Raw genomic sequence first — 26,004 nt, forward strand, 5'->3', positions numbered from 1 at the left:
CCGTCCTTGATGATCGATCCGTGAGTGATCTCGACGACCTCGCCGACGCGGTCTCCCAGGGGATTTCCGCGATCGATGCTGCGCAGCGAGCAGCCGCTGATGCTGCAGGAAGCTGCGACGCAGCGTCCACCACATTGGCTGCTCTGACGACCGGAAGCGCCATCGCGGGCCTTCCGGCGATGTTCGATCAAGCTCGGCAAGCCCTGGAGACACAGACTGAACAGATCGGCCGGATAGCTGATGGACTCCGCACCTACCTGGTCGGTCTCGGGCGGGTCTTGAGCGCTCCACACCCGGGACAGAGCAGTCCCGATCGTGGCCGTCCTCGAGTAGACGCCACAAGACACCAAGGCGGTCCGCCGAAAGATGCGCGAGCGGAGGCCCTGCGGGACGAGCTACCGCCGCCGATACAGAAGAACGGCTCGGGACAGAAAACGCACGGCCGTTGGCTGACACTCACACCCGACGCCGAGGCAAAGACGATCGTGAGCGGCAAGGACGAGATGTCCGAGGCAGTGGAGCGGTACCTCCGTGAACACGACTTGGTGAAACGCGGGATGCCGTCGGCTGTGTACGACGTCGAAATGAAGCTGGCCGTCCACATGGCTACGAACGGGATTACGCACGCGGCCGTTACGATCAACAACACCCCGCGCAAAGGACCGTTCAGCTGTGACCGCCTGGTGCCAAGGATCCTGCCACCGGGAAGCACGATCGACGTGCACGGGACAACCGCGGACGGCAGCAAGACCTACCAGCGCTACGGAGGGAACGGCGAAACGTGATCGAAGCCTGGTACGACGAAGAAGCCAACGAGCCGGTCGTGATCGAGACGGCCGCCGAGCTTGATCCGGTCTTGGACGACATCGCCGCCATGAGCGGCCCCACGCTGGTGAACCTCCATTTCGACGGCGAGTACCCATGGCTGGAGGTCGGGCTGAACGACAACCGAGGCACTCTTCGCTACGTCGGCGACGACGCTCCGGAGGGTGCGTTCAGCCGGAACACCGAAGCTCCGTTTCCGCTCCCCGAGACAGGCGAAGTCACCTATTACTACATGCGCAACGAACGGCCCTACCCCGACGACGCGGAGATCCCCGCGGAGATCGTGAGGAGGGCCGCGCACGAGTTCGTGGCCAGTGGCGGATCTCGGCCTTCCGGCGTGTGCTGGACGGAACAGGCGGGGTCGTGAGGGGGACACCGTGTTCCCACTCACGATCCACCGGCCCTTACTTGCCGGCGGCCTTCGCCATCCGCTCCGGGTAGCGCTCTCCAGCGACCGCGTCGGCGGGGGCCGCGTCGGCGATGGCCTGGAGGTCCGGCGTCGTCAGCTCCAGGGAAGCCGCCGCGACGTTCTCCTCCAGGTACTTGCGCCGCTTCGTCCCCGGGATCGGCACGACGTCCTCGCCGTGGGACTGCACCCACGCCAGCGCCAGCTGCCCGGCCGTGACGCCCTTCTCCTCGGCAAGCTTGCGCAGCGCGTCCACGATCGCCATGTTGCGCTCGAAGTTGCCCTCGGCGAACCGCGGCAGGCCGCGACGCATGTCGTCCTCCGGCAGGTCCTTCACCGACGTCACCGCGCCGGTCAGGAAACCGCGGCCCAGCGGCGAGAACGGCACGATCCCGATCCCCAGCTCACGGCACGTGCCGAGGATTTCGCCCTCGATGCCGCGCGTCCACAGGGACCACTCGCTCTGCAGCGCGGTCACCGGGTACACGGCGTGCGCGGCGCGGATCGTCGCGGCGCTCGCCTCGGAGATGCCCGCGTAGCGGATCTTGCCCGCCTCCACCAGGGACGCCAGCGCGCCCCAGGTCTCCTCGATCGGGGTGTCCGGGTCGACGCGGTGCTGGTAGTAGAGGTCGATGTGGTCGACCCCGAGACGGCGTAGCGAGTCGTCGCAGTTCTGCTTCACGTACTCGGCGTCGCCGCGGGCGCCCACCGCGCCGTCTTCGCCCCAGACGATGCCGAACTTCGTAGCGAGCACGACCTCGTCCCGGCGGCCGGCGATCGCGCGGCCGACCAGCTCCTCGTTGGCGCCTTGGCCGTAGACGTTCGCCGTGTCCAGCAGGGTGACGCCGAGGTCGAGCGCCCGGTGGACGGTCGCGATCGACTCCGCTTCGTCGTCGCGGACGCCGTAGGCCTGGCTCATCCCCATGCAGCCCAGCCCCTGGGCACCGACTTCCAGTTCGCCGAGCTTCCTCGTCTTCACGCGGAAATTCCCTCCATGTCGGGTTCGACGCCGAACGCCTTGCGCTCGATCTGCGCGTAGTTGTCGATCTTGTAGTCGAGGACGTCGAGGCAGCCCTGCAGCTCGGCGATCCGCTCGGCGACCGACCGGCGCTGCTCCACCAGGAGCGCCTTGCGGCGGCCCGCGCTGGCGACGCCGTGGCGGCGCAGCGACGCGTACTCGCGCATGCTCTTGATCGGCATCCCGGTGGTGCGGAGCTTGGTCAGGAACCCCAGCCAGCTGAGGTCGTCGTCGGAGTACGCCCGGCGGCCCGCGGTGTCGCGGGCGGGCGGGTCGAGCAGTTTGATGCGCTCGTAGTACCGGAGGGTGTCGATGGACAGCCCGCTACGTCGAGCGGCTTCCGCTATCGAGTAGCTCATGACCTCGACACTACGACCTGGAGTGCACTCCAGGTCAACTCCGAGCTCTGGTCATTCATAACAGCGTTCCGATACGCTGCGTAGATGGCTCGACCACGCACGCACGACGAAGCGCTCCGGCTGAAGCTCCTCGACCGCGCCGGTGAGCTGATCGCCGCCGACGGGCCGAAGGCGCTTTCCCTGCGCAAGCTGGCCGCCGACGCCGGGACGTCGACCACCGCCGTGTACTCCCTGTTCGGCAGCAAACCCGATCTGGTGAACGCGCTCTACACGGAGGGCTTCCGCCGCTTCGGCGCCCGGATGGCCGGGACGCCCCTGTCCGGCGACGCGGTCGAGGACCTCGTGACGCTCGGCAGCGCCTACCGCGCGAGCGCGCTGGCCGACCCGAACCTCTACGGGATCATGTTCACCAGGTCCGTCCCCGGGTTCGAGCCCAACGAGGACGCCGAAGAGCTCGCCCGCGAGACGCTCAAGCCGTTGGAACGCATCATCCGCCAGGCCATCGAGGACGGCGTCTTCGTCGACGTCCCGCCGGAGACGGTCGCGGTCGCCTGCTGGGCGTTCGTGCACGGGCTCGTCTCGCTGGAGCTGACCGGCAACCTGCCGGACGAGTTCGACGTCACGAGCACGTACGAGACCGCCCTGCGCGCGAACGCCTCCGGCTGGCTGGCTCACACCAGCGGCAGCATCCCGTCGTAGACGACCCCGTCGTGCGCGTCGAACGCCCGGACGCGCACCTTCGCGTCCGGCGTCACGGCGATGTTCTTCGGCACCCAGACGACGGCCATCCCGTCGGTGACCGGCGTGTCGGCGCCATCGCCGTTGCCGAACCCGAAGCCGGCCGAGGTCGCCGAAGCGGGCAACACCACGGCGAGCGGTACGCGGGCTCGGCCCGGCGCCGCCCCCGCTTCGGGGCTGCCGAGCGTGTCGACGCGCAGGGTGCGGGCCGGAGCCTGCCGATTGCCGGCCAGGTCGGGGTAGGCGTGGGCCCGGGTCCCCGGCCGCCCGTAGTCCGGCTCCCGGGTGCAGACGATCACCCGGTCACCCCGGCGCCCCATGACGACCTGGTAGTCACCCTCCTTCAGCAACGGTCCCGGCCGGTAGGCCGCGGCATCCGGGATCACCACGTCGGCGTCGGTGAGGCACTCGCCCAGGGCCCGGCCCGCGGCGGAGGTGCGGTCGGCCGGTTCCGGGCGGTCGGTCACCGCGAGCAGGGGCGCCGGCGCGTCCGGCAGCGCATTCGCCCGCCGGTCCCCGACGGCCACTTCCGACTTCGCCGGCAGCGCCCCGGTGAACGCCACGAACTGACGGCTGACCGGGGAAAAACGGAGCCGCCACGAACTCACCGAACCACCGCCCGTCTTCACGATGAAGTCCGCCCGCGGCAAGGCCGGATCGACGACGCCGGCCGCCAGCCCGGTCGCGCTGCGCAGCAGCAGCCCGGTCCGCGTGCCGGGCCCGTACGCGGGCGTGGCTCCCGGATCCGACAGCGTCACGGTCGTCCCGGTCGTCTCGCAGAACACCGGCTTGCCGGCGGCGGTCGCCGCGACCACCGCGTCGCCCTCCTGTTCCGCGGTGAACAGCGGGACCCAGTCGGCGCGCGGCGGCACACGATCGGTCTTGCCCGCCGCTTCGACCGCGGCCCAGCAGCGGTCCAGCGACGCGGTCGCCAGCTGCGCGTCGAGCGTCAAGCCACCGCCGGTGACCGCCGGCGCGGTGTCGGCGGGCGGCCGCACCTGCCGCGTCACGACCACGGCCCCGGCGACCAGGACGAGCACCGCGGCCGCCGCGGCGTACCAGACGTGGGGCTTCCGACGTGGTTTCGCGATGCCTTCGCGGACTTCGGTGCGCAGCCGGTCGCGGACGTCGTCCGGCAGCGCACGCCGCGCCGGGAGGCCTTCGGTGCTCATTTCTCCTCCAGCAGGGCACGCAACCGAGCGCGGGCCCGGGACAGGTGGGAGCGGACGGTGCCCTCGGCGACGGTCAGCAACGCGGCCGCGTCCCCGATGCTCAGGTCCCCGAGCAGGCACAGTTCGACGACCTCACGCTGCGCCTTCGGCAGCGTCCGGACGGCCTCGACGACGTGGCGCAGCCGCTGTTCGCCGTCGAGCTGCTCGGCGACGGCGTCGGCGTGGTCGGACACCACCGGCGGGTCCGGGATCCGCCGGAGCAATCGCAACCGCCGTTTCGCGCCGCGGTATTCGTCGCGGGCGGCGTTGCCCGCGACCGTGTAGAGCCACGGCAACGCGCTGTCGCGCACCAGGGTGACGTCGGCGCGGCGGCGCCAGGCGGTCAGGAACGTCGTGGACGTCAGGTCTTCGGCGCCGGACCACGAGCCGGTCAGCCGGTACGCGTGGTTCCAGACGGCCTCGGCGTGCCGCTCGAAGAGCTCGCTGAACGCGCCTTCGTCACCGCCCGCCGCCCGGTCCCACAGTTCCCGGTCGCCGGCCTGGTCCACCGGTACCCCCGGATGGCTGCTCACACCTCGTCTGTGGCCGGCACCGCCGCGGGTGTTGCACCGAACCGCGCGTCGCCGAGGTCGATGTCCGCGTGCTCGCCGCCGTCGAAGAGGACTTCGGCGTCGAAAGCCGTGTGGGAGAACTGGAACCGGCCACCCGAGCGCGTCCGGGTGAAGCGGACCTCACGGGCGAAGTGCGCCCAGGAGAAGAACGCGCCTTCCGCGAAGACCGACCGGTCGAAGTTCGCGGTCGAGGTGAACTCCGTGCCGTAGAACCCGGCCTGGCGCGTGAAGTTCGTGCCGCGGATGTGGACCGCACCGAGGAACTTCGCGCGGCTGAAGTCCGCCGCGCCGACGGTGCAGCCGCTCAGCCGGAAGTCGACGAGAACGGCCCGCTGCAGGTCGATCGCCAGCCCCGGCCAGTAGCCCGGTTCGCCGTGGCTCAGGTGCGTCTTGAGCAGTTCCTGGGCGGCCAGCCGGACCTGCAGCTCGGCGTCGTCGTACTCGGGCGTCCTGCTGAGTTCCGCGGCGGACCGGCCGCGCAGACCGTCGGGCGGGCCGGCGAAGGGCATCCGCAGGTAGGCGCACAGCACGTTGAGGATCGTCTGGCGCTGCTTGGGGTTGTCCTGCCCGAGCCGCTCCAGGGCGTACAGCCCGCCGAGCCGGACCGGCGCCTTGTCGCTGCCGAGCTGCTCCACGGCTTTCGTGTACAGCTCGGTGACGCGCCGTTCTTCGAGGTCCCGTTCGGTCACGCCCGCGACGCGGGTCGTCTCGGCCAGCTGCAGCTCCATCGTGCGCTGGCGGCGCGTGGCCAGCCAGAGCGCGAACACCCCGCCGGCCCCCGCGCCGACGCCGAACGCCGTCTTCACCGCGTCGATCCGCACCGGCGCGTCGGGCCGCCCGGACCAGGCCAGGAACAGCCAGAGCAACGCGCCGGTGACGACCACGACGGCGGCGGCGGCCACCGCGATCCACCGCCACCTCAGGACCGGCAAAGCTAGACGGCGCCGTACTGGCGGTCGCCGGCGTCGCCGAGGCCCGGGACGATGAAGCCCGAGTCGTTGAGCCGCTCGTCGATGCTGGCCGTGACCACGCGGACCGGCAGGCCGGTCCGCTCCAGGTGGGCGAGGCCCTCGGGGGCGGCCAGCGCGCAGATCGCCGTGACGTCGTCGGCGCCGCGGTCGGTCAGCAGCCGGATCGTGTACTCCATCGAGCCGCCGGTGGCGAGCATCGGGTCGAGCACCAGCACCGGCCGGTTCGCGAGCGACTCGGGCAGCGACTCGAGGTACGGCGTCGGCTTCAGCGTCTCCTCGTCGCGCGCGAGGCCGACGAAGCCCATCTGCGCGTCCGGGATCAGCTTGTGCGCCTGGTCGGCCATGCCCAGCCCGGCGCGCAGCACCGGGACGAGCAGCGGCGGGCGGGCGAGCGTGTAGCCCTCGGTGCGCGCGACCGGTGTGTGGATCGGCGTGGTCTGCACCGGCACGTCGCGCGTGGCTTCGTAGACCAGCATGACGGTCAGCTCGTGCAGCGCGGCCCGGAACGCGGCGCTGTCCGTGCGCGCGTCGCGCATCGTGGAGAGCCGGGCCTTCGCGAGGGGGTGATCGACGACGTGCACATCCATGCGGGTCAACTTAGCCGGTCGGCGAACCGTTTCACCCAGCCGCGCTGCCAGGGGGTTTCGACGGCGCGTTCGTTGTAGTTCGCGCGCACCCACGCCACGGCTTCTTCGGCCGGGATGCCGGAGAGCGTCGCGAGGCACGCCATCACCGTCCCGGTCCGGCCCGCACCGCCGTAACACGCGACTTCGACGTTTTCGCCCGCCTTCGCCCGCTCGTGCAGCGCGACGATCGACGCCTGCGCGGCCTTCGGGTGCAGTGGCAGCAGGAAGTCCGGCCAGGTGACCCACTCCTGCGGCCAGGTGACGCCACCGCCGTGCTTGCGCCGCAACCGGCGCGTCCCCAGGTACAGCCCGAAATCCGGGTCCGGCCCGCCCGGCGCGGAGCGGGCGAGACCGCGTCCGCGGACCTTGGTGCCGTCCGGGAATTCGACCGTCGGTGCTCCCATCGCCCTATCGTGCCCGTGTCCGCCGGAAGATGGACACGCAGCGTCGCGTTCGCCGCTAGGCTCCCCCGGGTGAGCGAACTGACGCCCGACCAGATGCGGGCCTCCGACGCCGACCGTGAGCGCGTCGCCCAGGTGCTGCACAACGCCCTCTCGGAAGGGCGAATCACGGTGAACGAACTCGAAGAGCGGCTCACCACGGTCTACGCGGCGAAGACGCTGGGGGAACTGAAACCGGTGACGGCGGACCTCCCGTCGACCGGCGCCGCGATGGAGCAGGCGACCACACGCGCGCTGGGCTTCCCGGACCAGCGGATCGGCGGCCACCCGGGCTCCCCGGTGTCGATCGGCGTCATGTCCGGCGCGATCCGCAAGGGCAGCTGGGTCCTGCCCCCGCAGCACAACAGCTTCGCGTTCTGGGGCGGCGCGGAGATCGACCTCCGCCAAGCGCGTTTCGCCGAGAAGCACTGCACGATCACGGCGGTCGCCATCATGGGCGGCATCACGATCACGGTGCCCGACGACATCAACGTCGACGTGACGGGCATCGGCTTCATGGGCGGGTTCCTGCTGGAGGACAAGTCGGGAGCACCCCCGGCCCCGCCGACGGCCCCGACGGTGAAGATCAACGGCCTCGGCTTCTGGGGCGGCGTGGTCGTCTACCGGAAACCGGCTCAGCGCAGCGAACCACCACAGATCGAAGGCGCCTGACCTCGACGATGTGACGCGTCATGCACCCAGCGTCACACCCAACGGGGGCTCGCGTTGCCGGACCCGCCGCCTAGACTCAGGCCCATGACAGCCACGACCAGCACGTCAGCGGCGCCGGCCACCCCGGCACCGCTGGCGGACGCGACTCGCGACGAAGCGAGCCTGCGCCGCTTCCTGCTCGGGCTGCCCGGTGTCGACCAGGTCGGCGTCGAGCAGCGCGCGGCGGGCCTCGGCACGCGCAGCATCAAGAAGGACGCCAAGCGGTGGGCCATCGACACCGCCATCTCCATGGTCGACCTGACCACGCTGGAGGGCGCCGACACCCGCGGCAAGGTCCGGGCGCTCGCCGCGAAGGCGGTCCGCCCCGACCCCGAGCGGCAGGACACCCCGCGCGTCGCCGCCGTCTGCGTGTACCCGGACATGGTCGAGACGGCCGTCGAGGCGCTGAAGGGCAGCGGCGTGCACGTCGCGAGCGTCGCGACCGGCTTCCCCGCGGGCCGCACCAGCCGCGAGATCAAGCTGGCCGACACGAAGATCGCCGTCGACGCGGGCGCGCACGAGGTCGACATGGTGATCGACCGCGGTGCCTTCCTCGAAGGCCGCTACATGGACGTCTTCGCGGAGATCCAGGCGATCAAGGCCGCCTGCGGTGACGCCCACCTGAAGGTCATCCTCGAGACCGGCGAGCTGGCGACCTACGACAACGTGCGGCGCGCGTCGTGGCTGGCGCTGCTGGCCGGCGGCGACTTCATCAAGACGTCCACCGGCAAGGTCTCCCCCGCCGCGACGCTGCCGGTCACGCACATCATGCTGCAGGCGGTCCACGACTGGCACGTGACGACGGGCGAACTGCGCGGCGTCAAGCCCGCGGGCGGCATCCGGACCACGAAGGACGCCATCAAGTACCTGGTCGCGGTGCACGAAGTCGCCGGCGAGCAGTGGCTGACCCCGGACCTGTTCCGCTTCGGCGCGTCCAGCCTGCTCAACGACCTGCTGCTGCAGCGCCGCACCCAGGTGGACGGTCATTACAGCGGCCCCGACTACGTGACGGTGGATTGATGCCTGTTTTCGAGTACGCACCGGCGCCGGAGTCGCGCGCCATCGCGAACCTGAAGGACCACTACAAGCCGTTCGTCAACGGCGAATTCGTCGACGGCTCGGGTGAGCCGCTCAAGACGATCAACCCGGCCACCGAAGAGGTCCTGGCCGAGGTCGGCACCGCGTCGAAGTCCGATGTGGACACCGCGGTCAAGGCCGCGCGCAAGGCGTACAACGGTGTCTGGTCGAAGATGCCGGGCACCGAGCGCGCGAAGTACCTGTTCCGCATCGCGCGGCTGATCCAGGAACGCTCGCGCGAGCTGGCGGTGCTGGAGAGCCTGGACAACGGCAAGCCGATCAAGGAGTCACGCGACTCCGACGTCCCCACAGCGGCGGCGCACTTCTTCTACCACGCGGGCTGGGCCGACAAGCTGGAGTACGCCGGCTACGGGCCGAACCCCCAGCCACTGGGCGTTGCCGGCCAGATCATCCCGTGGAACTTCCCGCTGCTGATGCTGGCGTGGAAGATCGCACCGGCGCTGGCCACCGGCAACACCGTGGTGCTGAAGCCGGCGGAGACGACGCCGTTGACCGCGTTGGTGTTCGCCGAGATCTGCCAGCAGGCCGAGCTGCCGCCGGGCGTGGTGAACATCCTCCCGGGCGCCGGCGACATCGGTGCGTCCATTGTGGAGCACGCCGACATCAACAAGATCGCGTTCACCGGCTCGACCGAGGTCGGCAAGGCGATCCAGCGCGAAGTCGCGGGTACGGCGAAGAAGCTGACGCTGGAGCTGGGCGGCAAGGCGGCGAATATCGTCTTCGAGGACGCACCGCTGGACCAGGCGATCGAGGGCATCGTCAACGGCATCTTCTTCAACCAGGGCCACGTCTGCTGCGCGGGCTCGCGGTTGCTGGTGCAGGAGTCCATCGCCGAAGAGGTGCTGGAGAAGCTCCGCTACCGCGTCTCGACGCTGCGCCTCGGCGACCCGCTGGACAAGAACACCGACATCGGCGCGATCAACTCGGCCGAGCAGCTGGCGAAGATCCGCGGGCTCGTCGAAGCGGGGGACGCCGAGGGCGCGCAGCGCTGGACCAGCCCGTGCCCGGTGCCGGACCGCGGGTTCTTCTTCGCTCCCACGGTGTTCGCGAACGTCCACCAGTCGATGCGGATCGCGCGCGAGGAGATCTTCGGCCCGGTGCTGTCGGTGCTGACGTTCCGCACGCCGGACGAGGCCGTCGCGAAGGCCAACAACACGCCGTACGGCCTTTCCGCGGGCATCTGGACCGAGAAGGGCTCGCGCATCCTGTGGATGGCGAACCAGCTGCGGGCCGGCGTCGTCTGGGCCAACACCTTCAACCGCTTCGACCCCGCCGCCCCGTTCGGCGGTTACCAGGAATCCGGTTTCGGGCGCGAAGGCGGCCGCACCGGGCTGGAGGCGTATCTGAATGTCTGACCGAATCTCCGTCGCCAAGACGTACAAGCTGTACGTGGGCGGCAAGTTCCCGCGCTCGGAGTCCGGCCGGGTCTACCCGGTGACGGACGCGAAGGGCAAGTTCCTGGCGAACGCCGCGCACGCGTCCCGCAAGGACGTCCGCGACGCGGTGGTCGCGGCCCGCAAGGCGTTCCCCGGCTGGTCAGCGGCAACGGCGTACAACCGCGGCCAGGTGCTCTACCGGGTGGCCGAAGTCCTGGAAGGCCGCCGCGACCAGTTCATCGCCGAAGTGTCCACTTCGGAGGGTCTGGCGGCGAAGAAGGCGGAGTCCCTTGTGGACGCGGCGATCGACCGCTGGGTCTGGTACGCGGGCTGGACGGACAAGATCGCCACGGTCCTCGGCGCGGCCAACCCGGTGGCGGGCCCGTACTTCTCTTTCACCGTCCCGGAACCGACGGGCGTGGTGGGCATCCTGGCGCCGCAGCAGTCGTCGTTGCTGGGCCTGGTCAGCGTCCTGGCCCCGGTCCTGGCCACCGGCTCGACGGCGGTGGTGGTCTCGAGCGCGGAGCGTCCCCTGCCGGCGATCACGTTGTCGGAGGTCCTGGCAACCTCGGACGTCCCGGGCGGAGTGGCGAACATCCTGACGGGCCAGGCGTCGGAACTGGGCTCCTGGCTGGCTTCCCACGGCGACGTGAACGCCCTGGACCCGACAGGAGCCGCGGCTTCGGACCGCCCGGGCCTGGCTCGTGAAGCGGCGAACACGGTGAAGCGGGTGCTGACGGTCCCGGACGCCGAGCCGGATTGGACGGTCGCCCCGGACCTCTCGCGGCTGCGCCGCTACCTGGAGGCCAAGACGGTCTGGCACCCACTGGGCGTCTGAGTTTCGCTGGTGAAAGCCACCACTCGGTCGCCGGGTGGTGGCTTTTCCAACTTGTGGTGGATTCTCGAACGGGACATCTCGATCTATCGTTGATGAGTAACCGGACTCTCACTTGGCGTGATCGAGGGGTGTCGTGGACGCTCATGACAGCTTCGCAACCCTGGTCGCGTTGCGCGCGAAAGCCGGCGAGCTGACCGCGTTACGAGCACTTTCGCGCCCCGAACAGGTCCGGCAGGTCCAGCCGTTGCTCCAGTTCGATCCCCACGGCAGCGCTCCGGCGAGCCAGCTGGGCGCGATCGAAGCTGCCGTCCGCGACCTGCGACGCCTCGGCCGGCGCGTCATGCTGGATGCGTCCGAGGTCGCGGGCCTGCCGGCGTTCGGGACCGGGCCGACCGGCGCGCTCGGCCAGATGACCGACCGCCTGGCCGACCCGGTGGACCTCCTCGACGGGCCGGGTCCGATCGCGTTCATCCCCGTGGTCCGCAGCGATGCCGCGGAACAGCCGGCCGTCGCACTGGGCCGCCTGTGCCACGAGCTCGGGGCCGGCTGCGCGTTCCGCGTCCGGTCGGCCACAGCGGGGCGCGACAACATCGAACGGATCATCGAGCGGCTCGACCTCGATACCGACCGGATCGACCTGATCCTCGATCTGCAGTACCTCGACAAGGCGACAACGTCACAGCTCGACGAAGCCGCGGCCATCCTGGCCGCGTTCGCGGAACTCGGCGAGTTCCGATCCGTGAGTTTGCTGAGCGGTTCGATCCCACGGACTCTCGCACAGACCTCGACGTGGGAGCAGCCCCGAACCGAGGAAACCCTCTGGGCGAACCTGGTCCGAGCGGCCGCCGCGGACCTTCGGCTGGGTGACTACGGCACAGTGCACCCGATTCCTGGCGGCGGCTTCCGCAGCAACCACGTCGCCATGAAGTACACCTGTCCGGACCACTGGCTCTATTCGCGGGAGCGGATGCCGGAGCCGGATGACCGCGCCGCCGATTCACCACGTGCCGGTGCGTTCCGGATCGTGTGCCGGCACCTGATCGAGTCGGACAACTTCGCCGGGCCGGACTTCTCGTGGGGCGACCGCGAGATCCACGAGGCCGCCACCGGCCGGGGTCGAGGCTTCGGTGACAGCAGCAAGCCCGTCGCGCTGGCGACCTCGCACCACCTGGCCTACCTGGCCGGCCGCAGTGCGGCTTGACCCAGCCTGCTAACTCATCGTCACCGAGAAGTCCGTCAGCGTGAACCTCGCCTTGCCGCCGCCTGTGGAACAGAACTCGATGCCGTAGCCGATCTGGTTGACCGTGGGGTTCGGCGGGATGAAGCCCTTGCCGATGCCCCAGGCGATCATCGCCTTCAGGTCCACCGCGCCCGAGTACTGCGTCGCCTGGGACACGAACGCGATGTAGCCGTCGTCGTCCGCCCAGACGTCGTACGTGTGGCCGCCCGCCGAGTACGTCCCGACCTTGTCGCCCGACGGCTGCTGCTTGAGGTTCTCCGTCCAGACCATCACCTCGGTCACGCCCTTGCCGTCGCCGACGCCGTTGAGCCAGAGGTCGTACGCGACGTCGTAGATGCCCGTGCCCGGGCCGCGGCCGGCGAACTTCGAGCTGATCACCGAATAGTCGTTGAACGGCTTTCCGTTCTGGTCGTTGATGTCCTTGTGCACGTTCGGATAGGTTTTCACCGACGTCGTCGACGGCTGGGTGGAATCCACATACCAATTGTTGTACGCGCACGCACGCAGCGTTTCCGGGCCGGCCTCGTCGGAGTTCCACATGTTGTTGTGGACGTAGTAGCCGCCCGTCGACCAGCCGCCGTCGGGGTCGCTCGTGGTGAAATCCGGGCTGCCGCAGTTGCGGACCGGCGTCACCGACGGCGCACTAGGCGCAGGTCGGGAGGCACTTTTCGGGACCGACGCCGGCGGCGCGACAGTGCCACTGGTCGTCACCGGCGATGACGCCGGAGGTGACGACCACGACGACGACGCGACGGGCGATACCGCGGCCGGAGCCGCCGAGCCGCCGTCCTGCCCGCACGCGGCGAGCACGAAGAAGGGAACTACCGACAAAACAGCCAGGGTTCTTCGTCGCATTTTCCCGCCTCATCAACAATGGCAGAACGAGGCGGAACCCTAACACGGGGAAATGACGATCAGCCGCTTTCGGGATCCAGGTCGTGCGACGTGATCGGGCGGCCCGGCAGCGGCGTTCCCGGCCGCGCGCTCAGCCCGTCGATCATGATGCCCACGCAGCGGCTCGCCGCCATCGCCGCGACCTCGTCCGTCTTCGCGTGCATCTGACGCAGCATCGTCGCGAACAGGATCGCGACGTCGCCCGCGCCGACGTCCGCGCGGAGCTTGCCCTCGGCCTGGGCGCCGCGGACGAAGTCGTCGAGGACCACGAGGATCTCGTCACGGAGGCGGTGGATCTCCGGGTCGCCCTTCAGGATCACCAGGGCCCGGTGCGACACCATCGCGAGCTGGACGACCAGTTGCAGCTCGACCGACTGCCGCAGCAGCCGCTCGAGCCCGTTCCACGGCGACGTCTCCTCCGCGGCGATCCGGCGCGCGTCGATCAGCACCCGCTCGAAGTTGTCCAGCGCGACCGCGCGGACCAGGGCGTCGCGGTCCGGGAACCGCCGGTAGAGCGTGCCGACGCCGACGCCGGCCGCCCGGGCGATCTCCTCCATCGGCACTTCGGCACCGGACGCGGCGAAGATGCTCTTCGCGGCGGCCAGGATCTGGTCGCGGTTGCGCCGCGCGTCCGCCCGCAGGCTGGTCTCGGGGTCTGCCGTCATGCCGTTCGCCTCTCGCTGAATCTGGCGCGGGGTGATTCTCGCACGGTCAGGCGGCCACATAGTGCATCCGCAAGATGTCACCCGTTAGCTAGTGGACGATGTCCTTCCGCTTCGGTACGTTGGGATCTAGAACCGGAATGTAATCCTCCACATACTTTCCGTCCGATTTGGGGATCCGAAATGACCGAAGTCGCCGAACCCACCACGAGCGCGACCGGGGAAGAGGTCTTCCCGCTCGTGCGCAGCTGCCCGTTCGCGCCGCCACCGGCGTACGGGAAGCTGCGCGAAGCAGGCCCCGTCCAGCGCGTCGGGCTGCAGTCCGGTCAGGAGGCCTGGGCGATCACCCGGCTCGAGGACGTCCGGCAGATGCTGACCGACCCGCGGTTCAGCTCCGACCGGTTCAACCCGGGCTTCCCGATCCTGACCAAGCAGGGGCGCCCGGTGCGGCGGAGCAACTTCACCGCGTCGCTGATCAACATGGACCCGCCGCGGCACGGCGCGGCCCGGCGCGAGGTCGTGGGCGAGTTCACGGTCAAGCGGATGAAGGCGCTCCAGCCGCGCATCCAGCAGATCGTCGACGAGCACATCGACGCGATCCTGGCCGGCTCGAAGCCCGCCGACCTGGTCACCGCGCTGTCGCTGCCGGTGCCGTCGCTGGTCATCTGCGAGCTGCTCGGTGTCCCGTACGCCGACCACGACTTCTTCCAGGTCCGCAGCTCGACGCTGCTCAACCGGGACGTCGAGCAGGACGAGCGGATCAAGGCCCTCGACGAGCTGCAGAGCTACCTCGACCAGCTGGTCACCAAGAAGGAGACCGAGCCGGCCGACGACCTGCTCAGCCGCCAGATCGCCAAGCAGCGCGAGGAGCACGGCGAAGCCGACCACGACTCGCTCGTCTCCCTGGCGTTCCTGCTGCTCATCGCCGGGCACGAGACGACGGCGAACATGATCTCGCTCGGCACCGTCGCGCTGCTGGAGAACCCGGACCAGCTCGAGCTGATCAAGAACGACCCGGGCAAGACGCTCGACGCCGTCGAGGAGCTGCTCCGGTACTTCACGATCGCCGAGTTCGCGACGTCGCGCGTCGCCACCGAGGACCTCGAGATCGGCGGCCAGCTGATCCGCGAGGGCGAGGGCGTGCTCGGCCTCAGCTACTCCGGCAACCGCGACCCGGAGGCGTTCGACAACCCGGACGAGCTGGACCTGGAGCGCGGCGCGCGCCACCACGTCGCGTTCGGCTTCGGGCCGCACCAGTGCCTCGGCCAGAACCTGGCCCGGATGGAGCTGCAGATCGTGTTCGACACGCTCTTCCGCCGCATCCCGGAGCTGAAGCTGGCCGTGCCGGTCGAGCAGCTGCCGTTCAAGCACGACTCGTCGATCTTCGGTCTGTACTGCCTGCCCGTGACCTGGTGAAAGAGGGGAAATCATGACGACAGTCGAGGAGCCGGTCCACCAGTTCCCGATGACCCGCACGTGCCCGTTCTCGCCGCCGCCCGCCTACCAGGAGATCCGCGACGAGGAGCCGATCACCCGCGTCGGGCTCCCCGACGGCGGCCGGGCCTGGGTCGTCAGCCGGCACGAGGACGTCCGGACCGTGCTGAACGACCGGCGGTTCAGCGCCGACCGGCAGCACCCGGACTTCCCGCAGCTCGTGGTCGGCGGGTTCCGCCGCCGAGGCGACGAACGCACCATGATCACCATGGACGCGCCCGAGCACGGGCCGGCCCGCAAGGCCGTGCTCGGCGAGTTCACCGTGCGCCGGATGGAGGCGCTGCGGCCGCGGATCCAGGAGATCGTGGACGGGCGGATCGACGCGCTGCTGGCCGGGCCGAACCCCGGCGACCTCGTCGAGGCTCTGTCGCTGCCGGTGCCGTCGCTGGTGATCTGCGAGATGCTCGGGGTGCCCTACTCCCAGCACGACTTCTTCCAGACCCACACGGCGAAGCTGATCAAGCGCTCGACGTCGCCCGAGGAGCGGCGGGCGGCGTTCGACACCGTCCGCGGCTACATGGAAGAGCTCATCGCGGAGAAGGAGGCGAACCCGCCGGACGACCTGCTCGGCCGGCAGATCGTCAAGCTCCGCGAAGACGGCACCTACCGGCGTGCTTCGCTGGCCGCGACCGGCTTCCTGCTGCTGGTGGCCGGGCACGAGACGACGGCGAACATGATCTCGCTGTCGACGGTGGCGCTGCTCCGGAACCCGGAGCAGCTCGCGATGTTGGAAGCCGACCCGGGCAAGACGCTCGACGCCGTCGAGGAGTTGCTGCGCTACTGGACGATCGTCGACGCGGCCACCGCGCGGCTGTGCGTCGAGGACGTCGAGCTCGGCGGGCAGCTGATCCGGGCCGGCGAGGGTGTGCTCGCGCTGGGCTACGCGGCCAACCGCGACCCCGGAGCGTTCGAGAACCCGGACGAGCTGGACATCGACCGCGGCGCGCGCCACCACGTCGCGTTCGGCTTCGGGCCGCACCAGTGCCTCGGCCAGAACCTGGCGCGGATGGAACTGCAGATCGTCTTCGACACGCTGTTCCGGCGGATTCCGTCGCTGAAACTGGCAGTTCCCGTGGAAGAACTGCCGTTCAAGGACGACGCGAACATCTACGGGCTGTACCGGCTGCCGGTCACCTGGTAGAGATCGACCGGACGGCCCTCCCACCACAGGAGAAGAACCATGAAGATCATCGCGGACACCGGCAAGTGCGTCGGCGCGGGTCAGTGCGTGCTCACCGAGCCCGCGCTGTTCGATCAGAGCGAGGACGACGGCACGGTCATCGTGCTCGACGACCAGCCGCAGGGTGAGCTGATCGAGAAGGCCCGTGAAGCGGTGCACGTCTGCCCCAGCCAGGCCCTCTCCCTGGAGGAGTGACGTTCCGTGAAGGCCTCCTTCAGGGACTCAGAGTCCCTCAAGGAGGCCTTCACGGACATCTAGCTCAGGCGCAGGGTCGTTTCCGGGTTGAAGGCGTGGGTCTCGCCTTCGCCGCGCAATGCCACGCGGACGTTGTCGCCCATGCGGGGTGGCCGGCGGCCGTCGACGCGGACCACGAAACGGTCGTCGCCGACCTTGCCGTGCAGGTAGGCGTCCGCGCCCAGTTCCTCGACCAGCTCCACCACCAGCTCGAAGCCGCCTTCGGCGACCAGTTCCAGGGACTCCGGGCGGACGCCGAACGTGACCTCGCGCAACCCGGCGGCCGCGGTGAGCACCGACCGCGGCAGCGGCAGGACGACGTCGCCCAGCCGGACGCCGCCGTCCGTCAGCGGCAGCAGAGCCAGGTTCATCGCCGGCGAGCCGATGAAACCCGCCACGAACGAATTCGTCGGGTTGTCGTACAGCTCCCGCGGCGAAGCGCACTGCTGCAACCGGCCGTCGCGCAGGACCGCCACCCGATCGCCCATCGTCATCGCCTCGACCTGGTCGTGCGTGACGTAGATGGTCGTCGTGCCGAGGCGCCGCTGCAGCTGAGCGATGTTCGCGCGGGTCTCCACCCGCAACTTCGCGTCCAAATTGGACAGTGGCTCGTCCATCAGGAACACGCTCGGCTCGCGCACGATCGCCCGGCCCATCGCGACGCGCTGCCGCTGCCCGCCGGACAACGCTTTCGGCTTGCGGTCGAGAAACCGCGTCAGGTCCAGCATCGCGGCGGCCTCGCCCACCCGAGCCGCGATGTCCTCTTTGGACATCCCTCGCAGCTCCAGCGCGAAGCCCATGTTGCCGGCCACCGTCATGTGCGGGTACAGCGCGTAGGACTGGAACACCATCGCGATGTCCCGGTCCTTCGGCGGCAGGCCCGTGACGTCGCGATCGCCGATGCGGACGGCACCTTCGTCGACGTCCTCCAGCCCGGCCAGCATCCGCAACGCCGTCGACTTGCCCGAACCGGACGGCCCGACCAGCACGAGGAACTCGCCGTCCGGCACCGAAAGGTCGAGCTGGTCGACCGCCTTCACCGACGACACACCCGGGTAGATCCGCGACGCCTTCTCGTAGCTGACTGCTGCCATGACTACTTCACCGCTCCCATCGACAGGCCCCGGACGAGGTGGTTCTGCGCGAACCAGCCGACGATCATCACCGGCAGCGAAGCCAGCAGCGCGGCCGCGGACAGCTGGGCCCAGTACAGGCCCTCGCTCGTGATGAACCCGACGAGGAACACCGGCACGGTGCCGGCGCGCGCCGCCGTCAGGTTGACCGCGTAGAAGAACTCGGTCCAGGAGAAGATCACGCAGATCAGCGCGGTCGCCGCGATCCCCGGCGCGACCACCGGCATGATGATCCGGCGCAGCAGCGTCGGCAGGTTCGCGCCGTCGATCCGGCCGGCCTCGATCATCTCGTGCGGCACTTCGAGGAAGAACGACCGCATCATCCAGATGGCCAGCGGCAGGTTCATCGACGTGTAGAGGATGATCAACGCCCACACCGTGTCCAGCAGCTCGGTGTTCTGGGAGATGATGTACAGCGGGATGATCGCCGCGACGATCGGCAGCATCTTCGTCGAGAGGAAGAAGCCCAGCGCGTTCGACGTCTTCTTCACCGGCGCCAGCGACAGCGCGTACGCCGCCGGGATGCCGAGCAGCAGCACCAAGAGCGTCGAGATCACCGTGACGAACGCGGAGTTCGCCACGTAGGGCAGGAACCCGCCCTTCAGGACGTTCGCGATCTGGTCGAACGTCGGGCTGAAGAACAGCTTCGGCGGGTCGGTGTAGGCGTCGGACTCCTGCTTGAACGCCGTGAGGATCATCCACAGCAGCGGGAAGACGAACAGGATCGCGATCACCCAGGTGACGACGGTGAGCGCGCCCGGGCCGAGTTTGCGCTTCGGCTTGCGGGCGGGAGCCGCGGTGCCGGCCGCCGACGGGCGCGTGGCGAGCGTGGTCATTTGATGCCTCCGTCCACCGAGAACGTGCGGAACATCAAGCGCAGGGCGAAGGTCGCGACGATCATCGTCAGGATCACGACGATCACGCCCATCGCCGACGACTGGCCGACGTCGAAGCCTTCGAACGCGCGCTGGTAGATGTAGTACGGCAGGTTGGTGCTGGACACGCCCGGGCCGCCCTGCGTCATCAGGAAGATCGCGTCGAAGCTGTTCACGATGTAGATCGCGCCCAGCAGCGTCGCCAGCTGCAGGAACCGCGACAGGTGCGGCAGCGTGATGGAGACGAACGTCCGCCAGCGGCTCGCGCCGTCGACCGAAGCGGCTTCCAGGACCTCTTTGGACTGGCTCTGCAGCCCGGCCAGGATCAGCAGCATCATGAACGGCGTCCACTGCCACACGATCTGGGCCATCACCGAAGCCAGCGGGAACTGCGAAAGCCAGTAGGTGTCGGTGCCGAAGACGAAGTGCAGCAACCCGTAGGTCGGGTCGAACATCGTCGTCTTCCACAGCAGCGCGCCGGCCGCCGGCAGGATCAGGAACGGCGTGATCAGCAGCGTGCGGACGAAACCGCGGCCCAGGAACTTCCGGTCCAGCAGGATCGCCAGGCCGAGGCCGAGCAGCAGCGCGACGAGCACGCAGACCACGGTCAGCAGCACCGTGTTCAGCAGCGCGACCAGGAACGTCGTGTCACTGAAGACGTCGATGTAGTTGTCCAGGCCGACGAAGTGCCGCGAACCCGGCCGGACCAGGTTCCAGGACTGGAACGAGTAGAACACGGTCAGCAGGAACGGCAGCTGCGTCACGGCGACGACGAAGAGCAACGCCGGCAGCAGCGGCAGGCGCCGCTTGGCCGCGGTGCTCAGGCCCTTCTTTTCCGCGGCCTTCGCGTGGGTGTGAGAGGTGGGGGTTTCTACGGAGAGGGTGGACATCACTGCACCGCCTTGTAGGAGTCGCCCACTGTCCGGGCGTAATCCTGGGACTGCTTCAGGGCGTCGTCGACCGACTCGCGGCCGGCGATCGCCGCCGAAAGCTGCTGACTCACCCGGGTGCCCAGGTCCTGGAACTCGGGGATGCCGACGAACTGGATGCCGGGGTAGGGCACCGGGTTCGCCATGGCCTTCTCCTGGTTCGCGTCCGCGATGCCGTCGAGTGTCGGTTTCGCGTAGGCCTGCGCGGCCTTGGCGTAGTCGGGGATGTCGTAAGTGGACTGACGCACGCCCGGCGGGACGCGGTTCCAGCCGTAGGTCGCCCCGACCTTCTGCACGTACGCCTTGTCGGTCATCCAGGCCATGAACTTCCAGGCCGCGTCCTTGTCCTTGGCCACCTTGGGGATGCCGAGGGCCCAGGTGTAGAGCCAGCCGCTGGCCTGCGTCTTGACGACCGGCGCCGGCGCGTACCCCGACTTGCCGACGATCTTGCTGCTCGACGGGTCCTCGTTGGTGCCCGCCATGACCGTGGCGTCGTACCACATCGCCGCGTTGCCCTGCGTGTAGCGCGTGCCGCACTCGGAGAACCCGGCACTGGAGGCGCCGACCTCACCGTGGTCGCGGATCAGGTTGACGTAGAAGTTCGCGGCGTCCTTGAACTCCGGCGACGTCAGCTTGGCGTTCCAGTCCTTGTCGAAGTACTGCGCGCCGAAGGTGTTGGCCACCGTGGAAAACGGCGCGAGGCTCTCGCCCCAGCCCGGCTTGCCGCGCAGGCAGATGCCGGCGACGCCGTTGGCCTTGTCGTCCAGCTTCGCGGCGAAGTCCGCGACCTGCTGCCACGTCGGTTTGGCCGGCATGGTCAGCCCGGCCTTCTGGAAGAGATCCTTGCGGTAGGCCAGGAACGACGACTCGCCGTAGAACGGGACGGCGTACATCTGGTTCTGGTACGACAGCGACTGCTTGATGCTGGGGATGAAGTCGCCTTCGTCGTAACCCGGGGTGGCCGCCATGTGCGGTTCGAGGTTCTCGAGCCAGCCGTTGGCCGCCCACTGCGGGGCCTCGTAGTTGCTGATCATCACGACGTCGAACTCGCCGCCCTCGGTGGCGGTCGACGCGGTGATCTTGGCGCGGGCCTGGTTTTCCGGCAGCGAGACGAACTTGAGGGTGATCCCGGTGGCCTTCTCGAACTCGGGGGCGAGCGAGATCGCGTCCTTCATCTGCGGGTTGGACACGATCGCGATGACGAGCGTCGAGTTACCGGTGCCGACCGAGCCGGCGCCGGCACAGCCGGTGGCCAGCAGGGACGTCGCGGCGAGGAGGGTGAGCAGCTTACGCACGGCCACCTCCCGGGAGTACCTGCACCTTGAGGCCGGCGCCGCTGCGCATCTTGGCGAGCGCGTCCGGGTACTGCTCCAGTGGCAGCCGGTCCGTGAGCAGCTCGCCGGTGTTGATGGCGCCGCCGGCCACGAGGTCGAGCGCGGTGCCGTAGCTGTTCAGCACGGCCATCGAGCCGACGACGGTGATCTCGTCGTTGTAGATGCGGAACGGCGAAAGCGCGACGCGGGCTTCGGCCGGTGCGACGCCGAAGACGAGCAGCCGGCCGCCGCGGCGGATCGAGTCGAAAGCGGCTTCGATGGCCGGGGCGGCACCGGTGCAGTCGACGGCGACGTCGAACTTCTCGCCGTTCAGCTCGCCGACGTCGGCCGCGGTGGCGACGGCGCCCAGCCGGCTCGCCCGCGGCAGCCGGTCCTTGTTGCGGTCGACCACGGTGACGTGGGCGCCGGCGCGCTGCAGCAGCTGCTGCATGATCAGGCCCATGGTGCCGGCGCCGACGACGAGGAAGCGCTCTCCGGCTTCGACGCCGACGCGGCGCACGCCGTGCACCGCGCAGGAAACGGGCTCGACCAGCGCGCCCTGCTCCCAGGTCATCGTGTCGGGCATCCGGTAGCAGTTGGCCGACGGGACGGCGACGAACTCCGCGAAGGCGCCGTCGACGGTGTCACCGGTGGCGTTCCAGTTCGCGCAGAGGTTGCCGTGGCCGGAGCGGCACGGGCCGCAGTAGCCGCAGAACAGGGACGGGTCGACGGCGACGCGGTCGCCGATCTCCCACCCGCCCGGCACGTCGTCGCCGAGCTCGACGATCTCCCCGGCGAACTCGTGACCGGGGACGATCGGGTACGGCGTCGGCGGGAAGTGGCCGTCGGCGATGTGCAGGTCGGTGCCGCAGATGCCGCACGCGCCCACCTTGATGACGACCTGTCGTTCCCCTGGTTTCGGATCGGGCACCTCGCCGACCCTGATCTCGCCGGGCCGGTCGATGATGGCGGCACGCATGCCTTGCCCCTTCCTCGCGCTCATATGAGCAACGTTGACCTGAAGCGTCGAGAGTTTGTTAAGGCATTACAGGTCTGACGTCGGTGTTACGTCAACCTTTCGGGCAGATTTCGCGTTATAGTGCTCATATGAGCACGTCAAAGAAGCAGCCGTCGCTGACCGACGCCATGCTGCTCGCTACCGTCGCCCGGCGCTTCTACGTGCAAGGACGCTCCAAGCTGGAGATCGCCGACGAGTTCGGCGTCAGCCGGTTCAAGGTCGCGCGGATGCTCGACACCGCAAGGGAGTCCGGACTGGTCCGGGTGGAGTTCGACCTGCCCGCACCGGTGGACCTGGCCCTGTCGGACGAGATCCGCTCGGCGTACGGCCTGGACCGGGCCCTCGTGCTCGAACGCTCAACCGAGCGGGAGCCGAAAGAAGTCGTCCGGGCCAGGATCGGTGCACTGGCCGCCCGGCTGCTCGAAGAGATCGTGACGACCGACGACATCCTCGGGCTTTCCTGGGCGCGTTCGGTGAACGCGCTGGCCGAGGCGATCCGGGCCCTGGCGCGCTGCCCGGTCGTCCAGCTCTGCGGCGTGCAGGCCGGGATGGACATGCGCGGCCGCTCGGTCGAGACGGTCAGCCGCGTGACGGCGGTGTCCGGCGGCGACGCCTACCCGATCTTCGGCCCGCTCGTGCTCCCGGACCGCCGCACGACCGAGACCCTGCGACGCCAGCCGGGCATCACCGAGACGTTCGGCCAGTTCCGGAACCTGACCAAAGCCGTGGTCAGCATCGGCGCGTGGCAGCCGGGCGAGTCGACCGTCTACGACGCGCTGGACGAGGCGGAGCGAGCGGCGATCGCGGCCCGCGGCGCGACGGCGGAGGTCGCGGCGCGCCTGTTCGACGCGTCCGGCAACGCGCTGTCGACCGGCTTGGCCCACCACGTGCTGGCGATCAGCCACGAGGAGCTGATGGCGGTGCCGGAGGTGATCGCTTTGGGTTACAGCAAGCCGAAAGCGTCGGCGGTGGACGCCGTGCTGCGGTCGGGCATGGTCTCGACCCTGATCACCGACGCCGCCGCGGCGGTCCCGCTCCTGGCCTTGGCCGCGAAGAACCCGCCGCGCTGAGCCCAAGACGCAGCTTTCGTAGGGAAAGATGCGTCTTTTGGGACGAGAGTTTCAGAATATGGGAAGGTACTCCCCTGGGTGTAGGCCGCGCCCCGCATGCTGACCCAGTGGGCGTAGATCGTGTGCCGCGGGCTCCGGGGTTACGCCTGATGTGCCCGGGCCCCGCGCAGGCGAGCCTTGAAGCCGTGACCCGAACCAAGACTTCGCCGCGCTGGCGGCAGGCCGTCGTCTGGCTGCACGTCGTGTCGTCGGTCGCCTGGATGAGCCAGGCCCTCGCGCTCGTCGTGCTGATGTCGCTCGCCCTCACGCGGCCCGCGCAAGCCGGCGCCGCGACCTCGATGGCCGACCGGCTCGACTCCGTGCTCCTGGCCCCGATGGCGAACGTCTCCGCCTTCACCGGCCTCGTGCTCGCCGGCGCGACCGCGTGGGGCTACACCCGACACTGGTGGGTGCTCACGAAGCTCGTCCTGACGCTCATCCAGCTCTACGCCGGGATCTTCCTGCTCTCCCCCGCGCTCCGCGACGCCGCGGACACCGCCACCGTCGCCTGGCCGCAGATCGCCGGAGCCTCGCTGATGGCGAGCGCGTTGTCCTTCCAGGCGTGGCTTTCGATCGCGAAGCCGTGGAAGAAAACGCCGTGGTCACCCGCCGCGAAACCGCCGACCGCGCCGACCTGGGTGTTCGTCGCCGGGGTGGCCGCGCCCGCGTTCGACGTCGGCGCCGGGCTCCTCGCCGGCTACCCGCTGCCCGCGTTGTCGCTGGTCACGCTGGTCGTGCTCGGTTTTGAGCGGCGACGACGTCGTCGCCGTGCTCAGCCGCCCACCGCCCGAAGCCCTCGATCGGCTCCAGCAGTGTCTCCCCCAGCGGTGTGAGGACGTAGGCGCCGTCGCGGCGCTCGAGGAGGCCGTCGGTCTCCAGGCGCCGCACGGTTTCCGTGAGCACCTTGGCGCTGATCCCGCCGATCGCGCGACGCAGTTCGCCGTGCCGGCGCGGTCCGCGCCGCAGCGCCCACAGCACCACCGGGTTCCACGTGTTGGCCACCAGGTCGAACGCGAGCCGCGTGCGGCAGTCGGCGAGAAAGTCCATGGTTACCTTTCGGTTCCTGCCGGGGCTCCTACCGTCGTGCTGGTACCAGCCAAGCACAAGGAGGACGGATGCGGATCGGGATCTTCGGCACGGGCGCGATGGCGACAGCCTTGGGCACGCGCTGGGCGGACGCCGGCCACGAGCTGCGAGTGGCCGGTCGTGGCAGGTGGGCGGAGGTGGCGGCGTTCGCGGACGCGCTGCTCCTGGCGATCCCCGCGGACGCCGTCTTCGAAGTCCTGCCGAAAGCGGGGCCCCTGGGCGGAAAGGTCCTGGTGGACTGCACCAACCAGCCCGGCCCGACCGGCACCGAGCCCCCGCCCGGCACCCCGGTGGCGACCCGGATCGCGGCCGCCGCGCCGGACGCGCACGTCGTCAAGGCGTTCAACCTGGCCCCGGCCGACGTCTGGCGCGAGCCGCCCGCGACGCTCACGGTTCCGCTCTGCGGCGACGACCCGGCGGCCCTCGACGCGGTCCGCACGCTGGTCCGCGACGTCGGCTGCACCCCGGTCCTCGGCGGCGGCCTGGACCGCGCGCACCTGCTGGAGGCGACGGCGGCGTTCGCCATCGGCCTGTGGTTCGCGGGCGAAGACGCCCAGGCGATCCTGGTTTCAGCCGACGGCTGAGACGTTGCCGGCCGCGAGGTCCGAAGCCCGGGCCCGCAGGGGTGCGCCGCCGCGCGGGATGAGCGTCACCGTGCCGTCGGCCAGGTCCGTGACCAGCGTGCTCAACGTCAGCAGCGGGTCGCCGCCGGTGGTGTCGCGGTGCACGTCGGTCGTCAGCGTGTCCGCCAGCCACTTCGCGTCCGGGGCGACCGGCGTCAGGTGCGCGCAGACCTCGGCACGGTTCAGGCTCTCCTCGTCGGCCGCGTCGAGGTTCGGCGGCAGCTGGCGGAAGTGGTTGGTGTGCCAGGAAAGCCCACTGCCCACAGTGGTCACGGCCGTCTCGTGGCCCGCCTTCTCGACCACCGTCACCCCGGCCGAACCGAGCTGGCCCATCGTGTACGCGAACCCGCCGGCGGAAGCGTGCGAGCGCAGCAGCGACACCGCTTCCGCCACGGTGGCGGCCCGTTGCGCCGACCGCGCCAGGAAGTGCCGCCCGGCGCACGGCGACGGCGCGACGACGTTGACGCTGTCGATCCCCCACACCAGTCCGTGCGTGGTGAGCGTGAACGTGTTGGCCGGCAGGAAACCCGGGTACCACCAGACGCAGACGCCGGGTTCGCCGTCGATCAGCAGGGTGAGCAGGCGCCCGAGGCCGTCGAACACCGGCGCGCCGTCTTCGTTGTGGCCGAGCAGGCTCCGGGCGCCGACCCACGCGAAGTCGGTGCAGCCGGTGCCGTCGCCGGTGCCCAGGTCGCCACGCAGGTTGGCCAGCAGCAGGTCGTCGAACGGCACCCCGGCGCCGAGAGCCAACGCGGTCAGTTCGGCGTAGGCGTCCGGGTGCTCGACCTGCGACGCCGATTCGATCGCCCGGAACAGCACCGGCGACCGCCGTGCCCGCCCGGCGACCGGCCAGGACGGCAGTCCGTCGAGGACGGTCCGGATGTCGTCGGCCGCATACGCGCCCAGTTCACGGAAGGCGGCGTCGCGGGGGCCGCGGACGATCGTCCAGCGCACGTCACCGACCTGGTGCTCCACGACCGTCGCCGCCATGCGCTCACGATGCCTGAGCAGTCAGGAAAAGGCAA

Annotated in this window: 31 protein-coding genes; 14 read left to right on the forward strand and 17 right to left on the reverse strand. The window is 69.7% G+C overall.

The window, feature by feature from the left end; all coding sequences use genetic code 11:
- Nucleotides 1–20: 20 nt before the first annotated feature.
- Together OG494_RS32375 and OG494_RS32380 are read left to right on the forward strand one after the other, a co-directional pair.
- Nucleotides 21–785 carry a DddA-like double-stranded DNA deaminase toxin gene (locus OG494_RS32375; protein ID WP_328445191.1) on the forward strand — a complete coding sequence of 255 codons (765 nt, stop codon included), beginning with the start codon at nucleotides 21–23 and terminating at the stop codon, nucleotides 783–785.
- On the forward strand, nucleotides 782–1,192 hold the full coding sequence (locus tag OG494_RS32380) for an Imm1 family immunity protein (protein WP_328445193.1): 411 nt from the start codon (nucleotides 782–784) through the stop codon (nucleotides 1,190–1,192). Before OG494_RS32375 ends, OG494_RS32380 begins: the two co-directional genes overlap by 4 nt.
- Before the next feature lie 37 nt (nucleotides 1,193–1,229).
- Here OG494_RS32380 and OG494_RS32385 read toward each other — a convergent pair whose 3' ends face one another.
- Together OG494_RS32385 and OG494_RS32390 are read right to left on the reverse strand one after the other, a co-directional pair.
- Nucleotides 1,230–2,156, reverse strand: coding sequence for an aldo/keto reductase (locus OG494_RS32385; protein ID WP_328459088.1), 927 nt, complete (start codon nucleotides 2,154–2,156; stop codon nucleotides 1,230–1,232).
- Between the two features lie 50 nt (nucleotides 2,157–2,206).
- Complete coding sequence (locus OG494_RS32390) at nucleotides 2,207–2,608, reverse strand: MerR family transcriptional regulator (protein ID WP_247060795.1); 402 nt, start codon at nucleotides 2,606–2,608, stop codon at nucleotides 2,207–2,209.
- An 84-nt stretch (nucleotides 2,609–2,692) separates the two neighbouring features.
- Between OG494_RS32390 and OG494_RS32395 the strand changes: the two genes are divergently transcribed.
- A complete protein-coding gene (locus tag OG494_RS32395) occupies nucleotides 2,693–3,307 on the forward strand; it encodes a TetR/AcrR family transcriptional regulator (protein ID WP_328445196.1) in 615 nt (204 codons plus the stop codon).
- Here OG494_RS32395 and OG494_RS32400 read toward each other — a convergent pair.
- From OG494_RS32400 to OG494_RS32420, 5 genes are read right to left on the reverse strand one after another with little or no spacing between them, the layout of a single operon-like run.
- Entirely contained in the window at nucleotides 3,280–4,518 is a 1,239-nt protein-coding gene (locus tag OG494_RS32400) for a hypothetical protein (protein ID WP_328445198.1), read from the reverse strand. The genes OG494_RS32395 and OG494_RS32400 overlap by 28 nt on opposite strands.
- Complete coding sequence (locus tag OG494_RS32405) at nucleotides 4,515–5,090, reverse strand: RNA polymerase sigma factor (protein ID WP_328445200.1); 576 nt, start codon at nucleotides 5,088–5,090, stop codon at nucleotides 4,515–4,517. Before OG494_RS32405 ends, OG494_RS32400 begins: the two co-directional genes overlap by 4 nt.
- A complete protein-coding gene (locus OG494_RS32410) occupies nucleotides 5,087–6,031 on the reverse strand; it encodes a pentapeptide repeat-containing protein (protein WP_328445202.1) in 945 nt (314 codons plus the stop codon). The genes OG494_RS32405 and OG494_RS32410 overlap by 4 nt, the downstream gene beginning before the upstream one ends.
- 32 nt (nucleotides 6,032–6,063) lie before the next feature.
- Nucleotides 6,064–6,687: a uracil phosphoribosyltransferase gene (gene upp, locus OG494_RS32415; RefSeq protein WP_328445203.1), complete on the reverse strand. Its 624-nt coding sequence runs from the start codon at nucleotides 6,685–6,687 to the stop codon at nucleotides 6,064–6,066.
- A gap of 5 nt (nucleotides 6,688–6,692) precedes the next feature.
- Nucleotides 6,693–7,130, reverse strand: a complete 438-nt coding sequence (locus tag OG494_RS32420) for a protein-tyrosine phosphatase family protein (protein ID WP_328445205.1) — start codon at nucleotides 7,128–7,130, stop codon at nucleotides 6,693–6,695.
- A 93-nt stretch (nucleotides 7,131–7,223) separates the two neighbouring features.
- Between OG494_RS32420 and OG494_RS32425 the strand changes: the two genes are divergently transcribed.
- From OG494_RS32425 to OG494_RS32445, 5 genes are all read left to right on the forward strand, one after another.
- On the forward strand, nucleotides 7,224–7,838 hold the full coding sequence (locus tag OG494_RS32425) for a DUF1707 SHOCT-like domain-containing protein (protein WP_328459089.1): 615 nt from the start codon (nucleotides 7,224–7,226) through the stop codon (nucleotides 7,836–7,838).
- Between the two features lie 84 nt (nucleotides 7,839–7,922).
- Nucleotides 7,923–8,897, forward strand: a complete 975-nt coding sequence (gene deoC, locus OG494_RS32430) for a deoxyribose-phosphate aldolase (RefSeq protein ID WP_328445207.1) — start codon at nucleotides 7,923–7,925, stop codon at nucleotides 8,895–8,897.
- On the forward strand, nucleotides 8,897–10,330 hold the full coding sequence (locus OG494_RS32435; protein WP_328445209.1) for an aldehyde dehydrogenase family protein: 1,434 nt from the start codon (nucleotides 8,897–8,899) through the stop codon (nucleotides 10,328–10,330). The genes deoC and OG494_RS32435 overlap by 1 nt, the downstream gene beginning before the upstream one ends.
- Nucleotides 10,323–11,189 (forward strand): aldehyde dehydrogenase family protein, encoded by an 867-nt coding sequence (locus tag OG494_RS32440; protein WP_328445211.1) that lies wholly within the window; start codon nucleotides 10,323–10,325, stop codon nucleotides 11,187–11,189. Before OG494_RS32435 ends, OG494_RS32440 begins: the two co-directional genes overlap by 8 nt.
- 133 nt (nucleotides 11,190–11,322) lie before the next feature.
- Complete coding sequence (locus OG494_RS32445; RefSeq protein WP_328445213.1) at nucleotides 11,323–12,390, forward strand: beta family protein; 1,068 nt, start codon at nucleotides 11,323–11,325, stop codon at nucleotides 12,388–12,390.
- Nucleotides 12,391–12,399: 9 nt separating this feature from the next.
- On the opposite strand, the gene OG494_RS32450 is transcribed toward OG494_RS32445, so the two are convergent.
- The 3 genes from OG494_RS32450 to OG494_RS32460 form a co-directional block, all read right to left on the reverse strand.
- The gene (locus OG494_RS32450; RefSeq protein WP_328445215.1) at nucleotides 12,400–13,062 is read right to left on the reverse strand and encodes a GH12 family glycosyl hydrolase domain-containing protein; all 663 of its coding nucleotides are present in this window, start codon (nucleotides 13,060–13,062) and stop codon (nucleotides 12,400–12,402) included.
- A 10-nt stretch (nucleotides 13,063–13,072) separates the two neighbouring features.
- The gene (locus OG494_RS32455; protein WP_328445217.1) at nucleotides 13,073–13,228 is read right to left on the reverse strand and encodes a hypothetical protein; all 156 of its coding nucleotides are present in this window, start codon (nucleotides 13,226–13,228) and stop codon (nucleotides 13,073–13,075) included.
- 115 nt (nucleotides 13,229–13,343) lie between these two features.
- A complete protein-coding gene (locus tag OG494_RS32460; RefSeq protein WP_328445219.1) occupies nucleotides 13,344–13,988 on the reverse strand; it encodes a TetR/AcrR family transcriptional regulator in 645 nt (214 codons plus the stop codon).
- 180 nt (nucleotides 13,989–14,168) lie between these two features.
- On the opposite strand from OG494_RS32460, the gene OG494_RS32465 reads away from it, so the two are divergent.
- The 3 genes from OG494_RS32465 to OG494_RS32475 are packed head-to-tail and all read left to right on the forward strand — an operon-like array spanning nucleotide 14,169 to nucleotide 16,854.
- On the forward strand, nucleotides 14,169–15,401 hold the full coding sequence (locus OG494_RS32465) for a cytochrome P450 (protein WP_328445221.1): 1,233 nt from the start codon (nucleotides 14,169–14,171) through the stop codon (nucleotides 15,399–15,401).
- Nucleotides 15,402–15,414: 13 nt separating this feature from the next.
- Nucleotides 15,415–16,620 (forward strand): cytochrome P450, encoded by a 1,206-nt coding sequence (locus OG494_RS32470; RefSeq protein WP_328445223.1) that lies wholly within the window; start codon nucleotides 15,415–15,417, stop codon nucleotides 16,618–16,620.
- A gap of 39 nt (nucleotides 16,621–16,659) precedes the next feature.
- A complete protein-coding gene (locus OG494_RS32475; RefSeq protein ID WP_328445224.1) occupies nucleotides 16,660–16,854 on the forward strand; it encodes a ferredoxin in 195 nt (64 codons plus the stop codon).
- Between the two features lie 59 nt (nucleotides 16,855–16,913).
- Here OG494_RS32475 and OG494_RS32480 read toward each other — a convergent pair whose 3' ends face one another.
- From OG494_RS32480 to OG494_RS32500, 5 genes are read right to left on the reverse strand one after another with little or no spacing between them, the layout of a single operon-like run.
- Complete coding sequence (locus OG494_RS32480; protein WP_328445225.1) at nucleotides 16,914–17,987, reverse strand: ABC transporter ATP-binding protein; 1,074 nt, start codon at nucleotides 17,985–17,987, stop codon at nucleotides 16,914–16,916.
- 2 nt (nucleotides 17,988–17,989) lie between these two features.
- Nucleotides 17,990–18,862 (reverse strand): carbohydrate ABC transporter permease, encoded by an 873-nt coding sequence (locus OG494_RS32485; protein WP_328445226.1) that lies wholly within the window; start codon nucleotides 18,860–18,862, stop codon nucleotides 17,990–17,992.
- The gene (locus OG494_RS32490; RefSeq protein WP_328445228.1) at nucleotides 18,859–19,791 is read right to left on the reverse strand and encodes a carbohydrate ABC transporter permease; all 933 of its coding nucleotides are present in this window, start codon (nucleotides 19,789–19,791) and stop codon (nucleotides 18,859–18,861) included. Before OG494_RS32490 ends, OG494_RS32485 begins: the two co-directional genes overlap by 4 nt.
- Complete coding sequence (locus OG494_RS32495) at nucleotides 19,791–21,131, reverse strand: ABC transporter substrate-binding protein (protein ID WP_328445230.1); 1,341 nt, start codon at nucleotides 21,129–21,131, stop codon at nucleotides 19,791–19,793. Before OG494_RS32495 ends, OG494_RS32490 begins: the two co-directional genes overlap by 1 nt.
- A complete protein-coding gene (locus OG494_RS32500) occupies nucleotides 21,118–22,122 on the reverse strand; it encodes a zinc-dependent alcohol dehydrogenase family protein (protein WP_328445232.1) in 1,005 nt (334 codons plus the stop codon). The genes OG494_RS32495 and OG494_RS32500 overlap by 14 nt, the downstream gene beginning before the upstream one ends.
- 128 nt (nucleotides 22,123–22,250) lie before the next feature.
- Between OG494_RS32500 and OG494_RS32505 the strand changes: the two genes are divergently transcribed.
- Together OG494_RS32505 and OG494_RS32510 are read left to right on the forward strand one after the other, a co-directional pair.
- Nucleotides 22,251–23,231, forward strand: a complete 981-nt coding sequence (locus OG494_RS32505; protein WP_328445234.1) for a sugar-binding transcriptional regulator — start codon at nucleotides 22,251–22,253, stop codon at nucleotides 23,229–23,231.
- 185 nt (nucleotides 23,232–23,416) lie between these two features.
- Nucleotides 23,417–24,103, forward strand: coding sequence for a hypothetical protein (locus tag OG494_RS32510; RefSeq protein ID WP_328445236.1), 687 nt, complete (start codon nucleotides 23,417–23,419; stop codon nucleotides 24,101–24,103).
- Here OG494_RS32510 and OG494_RS32515 read toward each other — a convergent pair.
- Complete coding sequence (locus tag OG494_RS32515) at nucleotides 23,994–24,317, reverse strand: winged helix-turn-helix transcriptional regulator (protein WP_328445238.1); 324 nt, start codon at nucleotides 24,315–24,317, stop codon at nucleotides 23,994–23,996. The genes OG494_RS32510 and OG494_RS32515 overlap by 110 nt on opposite strands.
- Nucleotides 24,318–24,385: 68 nt before the next feature.
- Here OG494_RS32515 and OG494_RS32520 point away from each other — a divergent pair, with 68 nt between their 5' ends.
- A complete protein-coding gene (locus OG494_RS32520; protein ID WP_328445240.1) occupies nucleotides 24,386–24,940 on the forward strand; it encodes an NADPH-dependent F420 reductase in 555 nt (184 codons plus the stop codon).
- On the opposite strand, the gene OG494_RS32525 is transcribed toward OG494_RS32520, so the two are convergent.
- A complete protein-coding gene (locus OG494_RS32525) occupies nucleotides 24,926–25,969 on the reverse strand; it encodes a C45 family peptidase (protein ID WP_328445242.1) in 1,044 nt (347 codons plus the stop codon). The two genes, OG494_RS32520 and OG494_RS32525, sit on opposite strands and share 15 nt — an antisense overlap.
- Between the last annotated feature and the right edge of the window lie 35 nt (nucleotides 25,970–26,004).

It is taken from the genome of Amycolatopsis sp. NBC_00438, assembly GCF_036026695.1.
In the GTDB taxonomy this organism is placed as follows: Bacteria; Actinomycetota; Actinomycetes; order Mycobacteriales; family Pseudonocardiaceae; genus Amycolatopsis.

What these genes read in the sequence shown, in the direction of transcription:
- OG494_RS32385 (WP_328459088.1), bottom strand. Translation starts at nt 2,156, where the DNA reads ATGGGGATGAGCCAGGCCTACGGCGTCCGCGACGACGAAGCGGAGTCG.
- OG494_RS32390 (WP_247060795.1), bottom strand. Translation starts at nt 2,608, where the DNA reads ATGAGCTACTCGATAGCGGAAGCCGCTCGACGTAGCGGGCTGTCCATC.
- OG494_RS32395 (WP_328445196.1), top strand. Translation starts at nt 2,693, where the DNA reads ATGGCTCGACCACGCACGCACGACGAAGCGCTCCGGCTGAAGCTCCTC.
- OG494_RS32400 (WP_328445198.1), bottom strand. Translation starts at nt 4,518, where the DNA reads ATGAGCACCGAAGGCCTCCCGGCGCGGCGTGCGCTGCCGGACGACGTC.
- upp (WP_328445203.1), bottom strand. Translation starts at nt 6,687, where the DNA reads ATGGATGTGCACGTCGTCGATCACCCCCTCGCGAAGGCCCGGCTCTCC.
- OG494_RS32420 (WP_328445205.1), bottom strand. Translation starts at nt 7,130, where the DNA reads ATGGGAGCACCGACGGTCGAATTCCCGGACGGCACCAAGGTCCGCGGA.
- OG494_RS32425 (WP_328459089.1), top strand. Translation starts at nt 7,224, where the DNA reads ATGCGGGCCTCCGACGCCGACCGTGAGCGCGTCGCCCAGGTGCTGCAC.
- deoC (WP_328445207.1), top strand. Translation starts at nt 7,923, where the DNA reads ATGACAGCCACGACCAGCACGTCAGCGGCGCCGGCCACCCCGGCACCG.
- OG494_RS32435 (WP_328445209.1), top strand. Translation starts at nt 8,897, where the DNA reads ATGCCTGTTTTCGAGTACGCACCGGCGCCGGAGTCGCGCGCCATCGCG.
- OG494_RS32440 (WP_328445211.1), top strand. Translation starts at nt 10,323, where the DNA reads ATGTCTGACCGAATCTCCGTCGCCAAGACGTACAAGCTGTACGTGGGC.
- OG494_RS32460 (WP_328445219.1), bottom strand. Translation starts at nt 13,988, where the DNA reads ATGACGGCAGACCCCGAGACCAGCCTGCGGGCGGACGCGCGGCGCAAC.
- OG494_RS32465 (WP_328445221.1), top strand. Translation starts at nt 14,169, where the DNA reads ATGACCGAAGTCGCCGAACCCACCACGAGCGCGACCGGGGAAGAGGTC.
- OG494_RS32470 (WP_328445223.1), top strand. Translation starts at nt 15,415, where the DNA reads ATGACGACAGTCGAGGAGCCGGTCCACCAGTTCCCGATGACCCGCACG.
- OG494_RS32475 (WP_328445224.1), top strand. Translation starts at nt 16,660, where the DNA reads ATGAAGATCATCGCGGACACCGGCAAGTGCGTCGGCGCGGGTCAGTGC.
- OG494_RS32480 (WP_328445225.1), bottom strand. Translation starts at nt 17,987, where the DNA reads ATGGCAGCAGTCAGCTACGAGAAGGCGTCGCGGATCTACCCGGGTGTG.
- OG494_RS32485 (WP_328445226.1), bottom strand. Translation starts at nt 18,862, where the DNA reads ATGACCACGCTCGCCACGCGCCCGTCGGCGGCCGGCACCGCGGCTCCC.
- OG494_RS32490 (WP_328445228.1), bottom strand. Translation starts at nt 19,791, where the DNA reads ATGTCCACCCTCTCCGTAGAAACCCCCACCTCTCACACCCACGCGAAG.
- OG494_RS32500 (WP_328445232.1), bottom strand. Translation starts at nt 22,122, where the DNA reads ATGCGTGCCGCCATCATCGACCGGCCCGGCGAGATCAGGGTCGGCGAG.
- OG494_RS32505 (WP_328445234.1), top strand. Translation starts at nt 22,251, where the DNA reads ATGAGCACGTCAAAGAAGCAGCCGTCGCTGACCGACGCCATGCTGCTC.
- OG494_RS32515 (WP_328445238.1), bottom strand. Translation starts at nt 24,317, where the DNA reads ATGGACTTTCTCGCCGACTGCCGCACGCGGCTCGCGTTCGACCTGGTG.
- OG494_RS32520 (WP_328445240.1), top strand. Translation starts at nt 24,386, where the DNA reads ATGCGGATCGGGATCTTCGGCACGGGCGCGATGGCGACAGCCTTGGGC.
- OG494_RS32525 (WP_328445242.1), bottom strand. Translation starts at nt 25,969, where the DNA reads ATGGCGGCGACGGTCGTGGAGCACCAGGTCGGTGACGTGCGCTGGACG.